11 protein-coding genes and 1 pseudogene are annotated in these 11,563 nt (G+C 61.0%); 4 read left to right on the top strand and 8 right to left on the bottom strand.

Annotated features, from left to right (window positions below; all coding sequences use genetic code 11):
* Positions 1-118, top strand: a pseudogene (locus G3N58_RS34375) (IS5/IS1182 family transposase); the annotation flags it as partial.
* Between the two features lie 17 nt (positions 119-135).
* Here G3N58_RS34375 and G3N58_RS32285 read toward each other — a convergent pair.
* From G3N58_RS32285 to G3N58_RS32300, 4 genes are all read right to left on the bottom strand, one after another.
* Positions 136-849 carry a GntR family transcriptional regulator gene (locus G3N58_RS32285; protein ID WP_205990104.1) on the bottom strand — a complete coding sequence of 238 codons (714 nt, stop codon included), beginning with the start codon at positions 847-849 and terminating at the stop codon, positions 136-138.
* A gap of 77 nt (positions 850-926) precedes the next feature.
* Positions 927-1,940 carry a ketol-acid reductoisomerase gene (gene ilvC, locus G3N58_RS32290; RefSeq protein ID WP_205990103.1) on the bottom strand — a complete coding sequence of 338 codons (1,014 nt, stop codon included), beginning with the start codon at positions 1,938-1,940 and terminating at the stop codon, positions 927-929.
* Between the two features lie 95 nt (positions 1,941-2,035).
* Positions 2,036-3,046, bottom strand: a complete 1,011-nt coding sequence (locus G3N58_RS32295) for a PDR/VanB family oxidoreductase (protein ID WP_206001222.1) — start codon at positions 3,044-3,046, stop codon at positions 2,036-2,038.
* Between the two features lie 86 nt (positions 3,047-3,132).
* On the bottom strand, positions 3,133-4,677 hold the full coding sequence (locus G3N58_RS32300) for a Rieske 2Fe-2S domain-containing protein (RefSeq protein WP_205990101.1): 1,545 nt from the start codon (positions 4,675-4,677) through the stop codon (positions 3,133-3,135).
* Between the two features lie 525 nt (positions 4,678-5,202).
* Here G3N58_RS32300 and G3N58_RS32305 point away from each other — a divergent pair.
* The 3 genes from G3N58_RS32305 (at position 5,203) to G3N58_RS34385 (ending at position 8,345) form a co-directional block, all read left to right on the top strand.
* The gene (locus G3N58_RS32305; protein WP_206001223.1) at positions 5,203-6,036 is read left to right on the top strand and encodes a DUF932 domain-containing protein; all 834 of its coding nucleotides are present in this window, start codon (positions 5,203-5,205) and stop codon (positions 6,034-6,036) included.
* 132 nt (positions 6,037-6,168) lie between these two features.
* Positions 6,169-7,521: a ParB/Srx family N-terminal domain-containing protein gene (locus tag G3N58_RS34380; protein ID WP_241017321.1), complete on the top strand. Its 1,353-nt coding sequence runs from the start codon at positions 6,169-6,171 to the stop codon at positions 7,519-7,521.
* 86 nt (positions 7,522-7,607) lie between these two features.
* The gene (locus G3N58_RS34385; RefSeq protein ID WP_241017322.1) at positions 7,608-8,345 is read left to right on the top strand and encodes a hypothetical protein; all 738 of its coding nucleotides are present in this window, start codon (positions 7,608-7,610) and stop codon (positions 8,343-8,345) included.
* Positions 8,346-8,388: 43 nt separating this feature from the next.
* Here the strand turns inward: G3N58_RS34385 and G3N58_RS32315 are convergent, their stop codons facing one another.
* From G3N58_RS32315 to G3N58_RS32330, 4 genes are all read right to left on the bottom strand, one after another.
* The gene (locus tag G3N58_RS32315; RefSeq protein WP_206001224.1) at positions 8,389-9,063 is read right to left on the bottom strand and encodes a hypothetical protein; all 675 of its coding nucleotides are present in this window, start codon (positions 9,061-9,063) and stop codon (positions 8,389-8,391) included.
* The gene (locus tag G3N58_RS32320) at positions 9,056-9,748 is read right to left on the bottom strand and encodes a P-loop NTPase (protein ID WP_205989617.1); all 693 of its coding nucleotides are present in this window, start codon (positions 9,746-9,748) and stop codon (positions 9,056-9,058) included. The genes G3N58_RS32315 and G3N58_RS32320 overlap by 8 nt, the downstream gene beginning before the upstream one ends.
* Before the next feature lie 9 nt (positions 9,749-9,757).
* Positions 9,758-10,222, bottom strand: coding sequence for a hypothetical protein (locus G3N58_RS32325; RefSeq protein ID WP_205989618.1), 465 nt, complete (start codon positions 10,220-10,222; stop codon positions 9,758-9,760).
* Positions 10,223-11,300: 1,078 nt separating this feature from the next.
* Positions 11,301-11,563, bottom strand: a 263-nt coding sequence (locus tag G3N58_RS32330; RefSeq protein WP_206001225.1) for a hypothetical protein, incomplete at its 5' end; no start/stop codon positions are given.

Genomic DNA, 11,563 nt, shown 5'->3' on the forward strand with positions numbered 1-11,563 from the left:
TTTCCGGCGACTGGCCAGAGACTACGAGCGATTGCCCGAAACCCTAGCCAGCCTGCACTTCGTCATATTCGCCGTGCTTATGCTTGTCCACTTTGCAGCCCTTAACAAAAGTGCCTAACACGCTCTAAACCCGACTCAAACGGGCAGAGCTTTGACCCACTCGCCTGGCGCCCCTTCCTCGCTATCCGTTCCCAGAACGGCGGTAAGTTCGGCAACGAGATGCTCGTGGGCACGTTGAGTATGGAACTCGGAATATTCAACTGCCGCCGCGGATTTCCCAGCCTCAATGGCTTCGGCAATCGCCTCGTGTTCATCCCAGATCGACGCTCGCTGACCAGACGCCTGAAGCATTGCGCCCATGACCCTTCGCAGATGGACCCAATGAATGCGCGCCGTTTCAGCGATTAATGGATTGCCAGACGCCGCGTAGACAGCAAAGTGAAACTCCATGTCGGCGTCAATCATCGCTCTGATATCTGTATTCAGAGACGCCTGACGCCCTCGAGTAATGAGTGCGGGGGCCAACCTGGCGCGCCTGTTGGCGGCGAGCTTTGCCGCCAGGGCATCCAGTGTTCCGCGTATTTCGTAGAGATTGCTGAGCCACTGCAAGTCCAGCGGGGCAACCAGGACGCCTCGGCCTGGCGCGTCCTGAACCAGCCCATCCTTCTTCAATAACCGCAGCGCCTGAAGCACGGGAGAACGAGAGACCGAAAGCTGCTCCGCGATTTCATCCTGAGTCAGACGGGTACCGGGTTCCAGCGAGCCTTCACAGATGGCGTCCACGAGTACCTTATAGACTTCTTCGACGTAGTCAGTTCGAGATGGAATCTGAATCAACTTCGATGTCATATGCTTGCATCCCCACTGCGACGGGAAGGGCCGCGCGAACCATCGATAACATCCAACGTCGCGCAACTCGTCCGTCCTTAGTTCCTGGAGCGGTCTACCAATGCGTGCCTGCTAATCCACGGCATCATGGCCCGCAACTGCGCGCCCACGGTTTCAATGGGATGCGCGGCGACGAGACGGCGGCGCGATTGAAGCGTCGGTGCGCCGGCCCGGTTCTCGAGGATGAAGCTCTTCGCGTACTCGCCGGTCTGGATGTCGCGGAGAACCTCCTTCATGGCTTGCCGGGTCGCGTCCGTCACGATTCGCGGGCCGGTCACGTATTCGCCATACTCCGCGTTGTTCGAAATGCCGTAGTTCATGTTCGCAATGCCGCCTTCGTAGATGAGATCCACGATGAGCTTGACTTCATGAAGGCACTCGAAGTACGCCATTTCCGGCGCGTAACCGGCTTCTACCAGCGTCTCGAAACCGGCCTTGATGAGATCGACCAGACCTCCGCACAGGACGGCCTGTTCGCCAAAGAGGTCGGTCTCGGTTTCTTCGAGGAAACTCGTTTCAATGACGCCCGCGCGGCCGCCACCGTTTGCGGCGGCATAGGCGAGTGCGATATCGCGCGCGCTTCCGGACGGGTTTTGCGCGACCGCGATGAGATGCGGCACGCCGCCGCCGGCGACATAGGTGCTGCGTACCGTATGGCCCGGCGCCTTCGGCGCGACCATCATCACATCGAGATCCGCGCGCGGAGCGACCTGGCCATAGTGGATGTTGAACCCGTGGGCGAAGCCGAGGACCGCGCCGTTACGCGCGTTCGGCTCGACTTCGTTACGGTACACGTCGGCGATCTGCTCGTCGGGGAGGAGCATCATGATGATGTCGGCTTCCTTGACGGCGTCGGCGATATTCCGCACCTTCAAGCCCGCTTTCTCGGCTTTTTCCCATGACGGGCCTTTGCGCAGCCCGACGCTGACATCGATGCCGCTGTCCTTCAGGTTCAGCGCGTGAGCGTGCCCCTGCGAGCCGTAGCCGATGACGGCGACACTGCGGCTCTTGAGAAGGGAGAGGTCGGCATCTTTATCGTAGAAGACTTTCATACTCATTCCGGTTGTTTGCAGCAATGGTGCTGAAGCGTGAGGCGTGCCGATAAACCGGCCGCGACACGGTGCAGGCTTAATTCGAAAAGAACGGCTCAGAGGTCGAGAACCAGCGTTTTGCCGGCGGGCCTCGATACGCAGGTCGTCAGGTACTCCCGGCGCTCCTCGTCGCTGAGGATGAAGTCGTTATGCTCGACCTCGCCTTCGAGATACCTGACCTTGCAGGTGGCGCACAGCCCCGCGCAGCATGACGTCGCAATTGCGACGCCTGCTTCGTTGAGGGCGTCGGCGAGCGTGTGTTCCGGCTTGAGCAGAATGACCTGGCCGGTACTCGCGATCGTCACTTCGCATCCGCTGGCGTGTTCGGTATCGCCCGGCGCGCGCTTCGGCTGCTCCGGCGCCTTGAAGTGCTCGAAGTGCACGGAGCCCTTCGGCCAATGACTCGCCGCATCCGCGCAAGCGGCCATGAATCCGCTGGGTCCGCAGTAGTACACATGCGTTCCCGAGGCCGGTTGCGCGAGAAGCTTTCCGAGGTCGAACTGATTGCTCTGCACGCCGTTGTCGAAGTGATAGTGCAGCTTTCCTGCCTGGTGCATGTCGTCGAATTCCTGGCCGAACGCCGCGGCTTCGGGACTGCGCGCGCAGTAATGCATTTCGAAGTCGACGCCACGGCCTTCGAGTTCGTGCGCCATGGCTTTCAGGGGCGTCACGCCGATACCGCCGGCAATGAGAATGACCCTTGTGGCGTCACGCGTGAGCGCGAAGTGATTCCGGGGTGCGCTGATGGTGACGACGTCACCCGCGCAGAGCCCTTCGTGCACGGCGCGTGACCCGCCTCGGCCGTTCTCGTCCTTGAGCACGGCAATGACATAACGGTGGCGTTCCGTTGAAGAATTGCACAGGGAATACTGCCGGATGACGCCGTTCTTCAGGTGGATATCGATGTGCGCGCCGGCGTCGAATGGCGGCAGTTGCTTGCCGGACGGGCTCGTCAACTCGTACGAGTTGATGCCTTTGCCTTCGTAGCGAATCTGCGTGATCCTGACGTCGAGGGTTCCCGTGCCGATATCCTGGACGGCCTCTTCTGCTTCCAGTACGGTTTCCATTTCCTATCCTTGCGAGGCGAACGACGGGCATTCGCCGAAGCTCTGCCGGGCGGACGCGGACACCGACGTGCCCGCGCCACGGTGACTTAGCGTTTGAGCGATTGCTCGAGTTCGTCGAACTTGCCCCGCACGAATTCGGCGCGCTCCTGCCCCTTCATGGAATCGCTCTGGGTCAGGATCTCGACAACCGACTTCAGTACCTTGCGGCGGCGGACCACTTCGTCTTCGACGGTTTCGCCTTCCGCGATTTCGAAGACGTTGCCCGAGCAATAACTGTTGGGCATGCCCGCGAGTTCGCGGAGCCAGTCGGCGAAACCCTGGGCCGACGAGGCCGGATTCGTCCCGCGCACCGCATCTCTTAGCATCTTGCGGAACTGGTAGAGACCAGCGTCGAAGCGCGTCGGATGCTCCAGCGCATGCACGGCGATGGGGCGTTGGCTGATGATGGCTTCGTAGTCGCCCGGCGCGTACTGCGCTTCCTTATAGTTGGCGCGTTCGCGATGGTTCGGCGGAATCGGCGGCATATCTTCGAGCTTGTACTTGCCGAAGCGCTCCGGACGGCGCATCGCAACCTGGCCTTCCAGGAAGTCGATGGTTTCGTAGCCGACCATCTCCTTGTTGCCGATGCCGCGTGTGTCGATGCCGGGGCCCATGACGCGCCAGCCAATCATCTTGCTGTTTTCGTCATCGACCGGCACGGTCCAGCGGATGATGTGGAAACGGCTGAAGAGCTTCTTCTTCGAACCGTCTTCCGAGGTGTAAGCGTGCAGACTGAGGTTCGGCAGCACCTGGTGCTGCACACGCACGAAGAGCTTGTCCTTATCGACACGGCGTGCGCCCGCACAGGCGAGACTGCGGCCGCCTTGCACCGGGACGAAGTTCATGTCGGGCGCGACCTCCATCGATGCGGCGCCGACCTCGTCGAACGTCGTGCCCTGGAAGTTGCCATCGACGACGTTCTTGCCGGCATGCAGCGCGGTCGGATGATAGTTGTCCGCCGCATTGTCCTGGACCTGCAGCCAGTTGCAGTGCTGGAAGTTGCTGTACGGGACGAGTTCGTCGCCTTCCATCACAGTAAAGTCGCTTTCCCACTCGGGGAACGGCGGCTCGTCTTCCGGCGGCCCCATATAGGCGAAGACAAGACCGTTACGCTCGACCGCCTTGTATGCGCCCTGACGAATCGAGCAGGCGAACTTTTCGGCTTCCTTTTCTTCGCCCTTGGGAAACGGGACGTGGAGGCACGTTCCGTCGACATCGAACACCATGCCGTGATAGCAGCACATGATGCCGTGCTCCTGGATCGCCCCGTATTCGAGCGAGGCGCCCCGGTGCACGCAGTGCGCGTGCAGCACGCCGACCCGGCCGCTCTTGTCCCGGAAGGCAACGAGTTCCTCGTTGAGAATTTTCAGGAACCGGGGAGTATCGGTCAGTTCCATCGACATGCAGACCGGGTGCCAGAAGCGGCGCATGAATTCGCCCGTCGGCGTGCCAGGACCTGTTTCGGTGAGTTCGGGGTCGTGATCCGGCACCTTGTTCGTGTAGTACCCGCCATAGGGAATCAGCTTCCTCGCGACTGGCGCCGCCCCCCCCGTGCTCTTTTGCTCGTCCAGCTTGTCCGATTTGACACTCATGTCTTGCCTCCAACGATTGATAGGGACCGATTTTTAGTCTTGATCATTCAGGATACTGATTTCTGTGCTCTGAACTCTGTATCCAAAGATTAAGCGTCTATGGCTCCCTTGTCTCTATGGGTTAACGCCAATCCGCCGCCGTCGGCTTGCCCAAATCAGCCGGGGGCTTCCGGTACAAAAGCTATTCACAGCGTTGCCCCAGAAACTATGAATAACCAAAGCTTCGCAGTTCCTCCCGTCGAACCCGTGCCCTGACCTCTGCCCGCCACCCGGTTTCCTGCCCTGTCCCGCGACCGTAGCCGGGGGCGGGCCGGCATCAAGGGGCGAGGGACCGTGTTGCCCGCACCATCCCTCGCCTCTTTCCTTGACACCGCCCCGCCCCCGGCTCCCTGGGTCGCACGGGCAGGAAACAGGGCGTCAGGCAAAAGCAGAAGCCAACCCCGAGTTCCACCGGGAAGGTTTCCCGCGTAAGCGCCAGGGCCATCCCACAGCCCGTACTTCAACCCTCTAGCTGTGGAGATAATCATGCAACTCACTTCCTCTTTCCGTTACGGTTCCCCGATGCTTCGGGCCGACGCGCCCCTGTCGGACGACCAGATTCTGCGCGTCGCCCCGTCCATCTTCGCGGACGGCAAGCACGCAAGCCGCTCGGAACGCTATACCTACATTCCCACCATCGACGTGCTGCACGGCCTGCGCAACGAAGGTTTCCAGCCGTTCATGATCTGTCAGACCCGCGTGCGCGATCAGAGCAGACGCGAATACACGAAGCACATGCTTCGCCTGCGCCACGCCGACCAGATCAACGGCGACGAAGCCAACGAAATCGTCCTCCTGAACTCGCACGACGGCACCAGCAGTTACCAGATGCTCGCGGGCGTGCTGCGCTTCGTCTGCCAGAACGGCATGGTCGCGGGCGAGAACGTTGCCGATATCCGAGTGCCACACAAGGGCAACATCGTGCAGAACGTCATCAACGGCGCATTCGATGTGCTCGACGGCTTCGACCTGATCCGCGAACAGAAGGACGCCATGCGCGACGTGACGCTCGATCGCGACGAACAGCAGGCGTTCGCCCGCTCCGCGCTCGCCCTGCGCTATGACCCGACCGACGCAGAGGCACCGGCCCCCATCACCGAAAACCAGTTGCTCGCTCCGCGTCGCTTCGAGGATCGCCGCGACGACCTCTGGACGGTCTTTAACCGCGTGCAGGAAAACCTCACCAAAGGCGGACTGCACGGTCGCTCGCGCACCGGTCGCGCCATGTCCACGCGTCCCATCACCGGCATCGACCAGAACGTGAAGCTCAACCGCGCGTTGTGGATGCTCGCTGAGGCCATGCGCCAGATGAAGGCGTAAGTACCAGTGGAGCAGCGGGCATGACTCGCTGCTCCATCACGCCCTTACCCGTCAGGACTCCTCGCCGGGTCTGGTCCTGACAGGTTCTGGCAACACCACGGCCCGGATTTTCTCAATCTTCGGGAGTCAATCATGCAAGCCCAGATCGAAACCACTCAGGTAGAAACCGCCGAAGCGGCCTCCCCGCTCGAAACCCACTTCGGCAACGAGCAGCCCATCGCGACCGTGCCGTATGCCAGCCGGCGACGCTCGCCGCTCAATACGCGCACGAATCCCCTGTCGGGCATTCCGGGACTCGCTGCCAATATCCGTGCGAAGGGATTGCTGCAGAATCTCGTCGTCCACGAGATGAAGGGATCACGTGGCAGGCAACGCAAGTATGGTGTCTGCGCGGGCCAGCGTCGCGAGGCTGCGCTTGACCTGCTGTTCGAACAGAAGCACATCACCGCCGATTATCCGGTGCCCGTGCGGATCGTCAGTGAAGGCGAAGCCCTCGCCATTTCGCTGATAGAAAACAGCGAGCGCGAAGGGCTCGATCCGTTCGACGTGCTGCGCTCCTACCGGCTGCTCGCGGAGGAAGGCCGTAGCGTCGATTACATTGCGGCACTGTTCTCAGCCTCGCCGCTCACGGTCAGACGGCGCATGAAGCTAGCCAGCGTGTCTCCGAAGCTGCTCGCCCTGCTGCGCGAGGACGGCATCACCCTCGACCAGCTGGCCGCGCTCGCCCTGGCCGACGATCACGAAACGCAGGAGCGCGTCTGGTTCGATGCGCCGAACGACTGGCAGCGTGCCCCGCAGTATCTGCGGCAGGCGATCACGCAGGCGGAAATCGACGCGAGCCGCAGCCGTCTGGTGCGCTTTGTCGGACTCGCGGCCTACGAGGGAGCGGGCGGGTATGTCCGGCGTGCCCTCTTCAGCGACACCGACAACGCCGGATTCATTGCTGACGCCGAACTGCTGCAACGGCTCGCCGGCGAAAAGCTCGAAGCCGTGGCGGAAGAAGTGCGCGCAGAGGGCTGGAACTGGACCGAAACGCGCATCGAACGCGACGTGCCCGAACTGAACCGCTACCACCGGCTCGATCCGCTCGACCGTCCCTATACGGAAGACGAGCAGCGGCAAATGGATGCGCTGACCGCCCGGCAGGATGAACTCGCGGAACAGTACGACGCGCTGTCGGAAGATGATGAAAACGCCTACGGGGAAGGCGAAAAGATCGAGGCCGAACTGGACGCTGTCACCGCCGCGATCCAGGTGCTCGAAACGCAGATACAGGCATGGGACGCGCAGCAGATGGCCGAAGCCGGTGCGTTCGTCATGCTCGACCCACAAGGCAACCTGATCATCGAGCGTGGGCTGATCGACGTGACAGTAATGCAGATCGCGATAACGGCGATATCACGGTCGGACAGGCCGTTTCCACGCTCGCCGAGGCAAGCCGGAAGCCCAAACCGGTTCACAGCGCGAAGCTCTGCCAGCGCCTGAGCGCCCATCGCACCGCGGCCCTCCATGCGGAACTGATCGCACAGCCATCTGTTGCCCTCGCCGCGCTGCTGTACCGGCTCGTACCGGTGGCTTTCCCCGAGCGATACGGGCACGCCAGCGAAGACTATCTGGAACTCAACGCCACCAGCAACCACGATGCACTGCTCAAGGCCGCTGACGACCTGTCCGCGAGCACGGCGTGGAGCATCATCGACACGCAGCGCCAGCAGTGGCTCGCGGCCCTGCCCGCGCGACTGGCCGACCTGCTGCCATGGCTGACCGACCAGGCCCCCGGTACGACGCTGCCCGACCTGCTCGCCTTCTGCACTGGCACCCTGCTCGACGGTGTGACCGGCACGGAAGGCCCGCACGCCATCAATGCCCTGAGCAATGCGCTGCAACTCGACATGACGCGTTACTGGACGCCGACGCGCGCCTCGTATTTTGATCACGTCAGCAAGGCACGTATCGTGGAAATTGCCATGCAGGCCGTTTCCCCAAAGATTGCCCTTGATCTCAGCAGGATGAAAAAGGGCGATGCCGCCGCCTCGGCGGAACTGCGACTCGCAAAATCAGCATGGCTCCCGGAAGTGCTCACCGATCGGGAGTTGCCGGTCATACGCGCCTACAGTGTTGTGAGTGGCCCGGACGAGGACGACGAAGGCGAAGTGGAAAACCCGCCCGCAGCCAGCACAAAAGAAAACAGCGCTCAGGAAACTGACGCTGCAAGCGAGCCTGCAACAGCGAACAGAAGCCGCCCGGCGTGGCCCTTTCCGACCGCCGCCAGCGTGGAGAATGTCGAAACCGTACAGCACACGGCATAACGCCCCGCTCCCTGCCCGCGTTCGCGCGGGTAGGGAGTACCGTTCATCGGGCATGTTCGCCTACCCAGAATGCAGCAGCGATCAGCATCACGCACAGACTGGCCACCACCACCAGCAGGCGGACCAGCGTGCGAGTCAGGCGCCGCTCGGTCACTTCAAAGCCCGCCTGCGCACGTTTCGCAGCCTCCGCTACCGCCTGCTCAAACAGGCCCACCGCGTCGTCCATGCGCCTGCGCTGCTCCCGCGCTGCCACCGCCGCCGTACCGACAAGCCGGTTCCCGGCAATTCCCGCGACCCGATTTGCCATCCGGTCCGCAAGCGCGACGAGCGACGCTTCGTTGAGTGTCGCCAGCGCGGCCTGATACCTCGCCTCGTGTTCCCGGATCATGTCCTCAGCCAACTGGATCGTCGCCTTGCAGCGCGCCAGCGCGTCACGGTGCCGGTGCATCAGGGCATCGGTCGCCTCCCCGGCCTCCCGGCGTACGGCCCCGAAACTGTCGCCCCCGGCTTTGCGGATACAGTCCGGCATCGCTTCGTAAAGTCGTGTGTAGTATTCGAGTGCCGCGAGTACTGACCATAACGCATCGTTGTCCCGCAGCTTCAGCGCACCAGAAATCCGCCGCAGACGCAGGAGACTGGCATCGTCAGGCAATTCACCCGTGACATCGAGAAACAGACGGGCGAGCGCATCCGGCGGCTTCGCCCACCTGTTACGCATTCGCCGTCACCTTCTCGAACATGGCATCACATAATGCCCGCCAGCGCAGCAGTTCCGCCCGCTCGCCAATATGCATCGTTTCCGCCGCTTCACTGATCGACAGACGCTGACTGCGAAGCTCGTCGGCGACACGATCCGCCAGATCGGGAAAATCCAGCGAATGGCCCCGCGCTTCGATGGCTTTACGGAGCTGGGATACCTGATAGAGCGAGAACTGCTCCGGTGCACCAAAATATCCATTGCGCACAACGTGCGTGATCGCGTCAGGAAATGTCCGCCTGAAGGCATTCAGCAGTTCGAGACTGTCGCGCTGCCGGTTGATCACCCACAACACAACCAGTTCGCGCTGCAACTCACGTAACGTTCCAGCCAGCGTCGCGCCGAACTGCGCGACTCCCGTCTGACTGCGCGCGGCCGTATTGACCACGATGACTGCGTCGCGATTCTCGTCGCAGAAATTGACCAGGCCAATCCATCCGTTTGCATCGTCCAGGCTATAGGCAATACAACGCATCCTGTCCTGGACCGCTTTCATCACATCCGGATTGGACGTATCGGTTTCGACGAGCGCGGCGTGGATTTCACGCCGTTGCAGATAGTCGGCCAGGGCAAGCGCGACAAAGCTCTTTCCTACACCGCCCTTGCTGCCGCCAACCAGATAGATAGGGTAAGTCGTCGTGTCCATCTGAATCCTCTATAGGTTCTCGGTGTCGGGCTCAATCTCGAATGAGAACGCATCCCGCATCACCATGGTTCCCGGCCTGTGGCCGGCCCTTTCCCCATCCTGCTTCGGATTCGCGCGGGTGTTGTCTGCGCGTGGCGCGTCGTCCTGACTGATTTTTACTGAGCGACGTAATGGCCCGGCATTGCTGTGCCTGACGTTGCTGGCTGCCTGCCGTGGCGGTCGGTTCCTTTTAGGGGGATATAACGCGTACCTGACTGAACCTACGCTGAACTCGACGCCCTTTCCCTTCGCATGTTCAACGATGTCTTCCAGCGTATAACCCTTCTTTCTGACGGCACCGATCAACGCCCGCATCTCTTTCATTGCATCGGTAATCGGAATGCGCTGCTCGGCCTCCGGCTTGACTGGAAGTGACTCGAGAGAATGGATCAGTTCATCCCACTGTGCCCGCGTATAGCTCTTCGCAACCGGCATGACTCACTCCAGATCACTCCCGCCATGTCATCCTGCTCACGTGGAAACGACCCGTCAATACCCCATTCCTGAGCGAAGCAGCTTCATCGGAACAGTACGGAATCCGGCAGATCGAGCCGGAATAGAAGAAATATTTTTGGGCTATCGTGCATGAGCAACGATCCGGAATGGATGCTCTGCAGAGAGGCAACGAACCGAAGCAGACAGTCACTGCGGCCACACCGACACGGGTCGTATCAGAAATCGCACATCCAGGCCAACCGGATGTGCGTGATGCCCTCACGGAATATCTTTCGCATCCAGCAGACTAACAAGTGGTCGTCCGCACCTCGCTAGAGCGACGGCACCGACTCCAGAAAAATAAAGGTCCGATGGAATAGCTCCCATCTCACGGACTCAGGACATGAAATTGACGAACGGAATCGGCCAGCCTCGCAGACTCGCGACAGTCAGCCGTCCGCCACGACTGAGCTATCGCACAGAATCGTTCCGTACCGCGTGCAGACTCGATCCATTTATCTCGCAGACTATGTGGCATCGCTCGCAAACACCTGGACCCTACGGCGCAGACCTATTCGGCTGACCTCACCGAAAGCGTTTACACAAGGACATCAGAAAAGATATAAAAACAAGGGATCGCAGGATAGGCTAGCGCCGGTTTCCGACACCATGCAGGGCAGATCGAGCATGCAGTTCAGGCCACCGAGGTAACCAGCATCCAGCGTCGGCAGCTATCAGATTTGTGTGTACCATCCACACGATCCAGCACGCGATAATGTGAGCAGACATCACACGGCCTCTGCCAAATTTCCTGCATGCCTTCAACGGCTGCGGGAACGTCTCCAAGCATTGCCAATTGAAAAACGACCCGGTCGCGCATGCGCGCCGAGTCGCCAAACCACGCATTGGCCGACGAAACACCGGTACACGTTGTGTATGGAGCACCATTATTCCGGCAAAAATCAGCATTCGTCTCGAGTCCGGCGCAAGGAGACACCGGAACAGTGAGCACCTTCTCCTGCCAAGCGCAGGCATTGGTGCCGACGAGCAATGTGTGCAAGGTCGGCCCGGCTTTTTATCACTTGAGTACCTCAATGTCCGGAAGCTTCCAGGTCTTGTCGAAAAACACCTTCTTGGGTCCGTAAAAGCGCATCATCACTTCGAACCGACCGCCGGGGGTGGTGGGCACCCAAGGACTCCTTACCCACCGGAGCCTTAGAACCCTTAACAAAATGAACAAAGGGGCTGGTAAGAAGCGCTCATGATGAAGCAGCCGGCTGAGGGTGGTAGCCGAGGTCGGCAAGCCGCTTGAGCAGGCGTTGGATGGTTTTTCCGGTGTCG

The sequence above is a fragment of the Paraburkholderia sp. Ac-20342 genome (assembly GCF_017104985.1).
Classification (GTDB): Bacteria; Pseudomonadota; Gammaproteobacteria; order Burkholderiales; family Burkholderiaceae; genus Paraburkholderia.

Excerpts from the sequence above, each read along its gene's own strand:
- G3N58_RS32315 (WP_206001224.1), bottom strand. The coding sequence starts at position 9,063 with ATGCGTAACAGGTGGGCGAAGCCGCCGGATGCGCTCGCCCGTCTGTTT.
- G3N58_RS32285 (WP_205990104.1), bottom strand. The coding sequence starts at position 849 with ATGACATCGAAGTTGATTCAGATTCCATCTCGAACTGACTACGTCGAA.
- G3N58_RS32305 (WP_206001223.1), top strand. The coding sequence starts at position 5,203 with ATGCAACTCACTTCCTCTTTCCGTTACGGTTCCCCGATGCTTCGGGCC.
- G3N58_RS32295 (WP_206001222.1), bottom strand. The coding sequence starts at position 3,046 with ATGGAAACCGTACTGGAAGCAGAAGAGGCCGTCCAGGATATCGGCACG.
- G3N58_RS32325 (WP_205989618.1), bottom strand. The coding sequence starts at position 10,222 with ATGCCGGTTGCGAAGAGCTATACGCGGGCACAGTGGGATGAACTGATC.
- ilvC (WP_205990103.1), bottom strand. The coding sequence starts at position 1,940 with ATGAAAGTCTTCTACGATAAAGATGCCGACCTCTCCCTTCTCAAGAGC.
- G3N58_RS32300 (WP_205990101.1), bottom strand. The coding sequence starts at position 4,677 with ATGAGTGTCAAATCGGACAAGCTGGACGAGCAAAAGAGCACGGGGGGG.
- G3N58_RS32320 (WP_205989617.1), bottom strand. The coding sequence starts at position 9,748 with ATGGACACGACGACTTACCCTATCTATCTGGTTGGCGGCAGCAAGGGC.
- G3N58_RS34380 (WP_241017321.1), top strand. The coding sequence starts at position 6,169 with ATGCAAGCCCAGATCGAAACCACTCAGGTAGAAACCGCCGAAGCGGCC.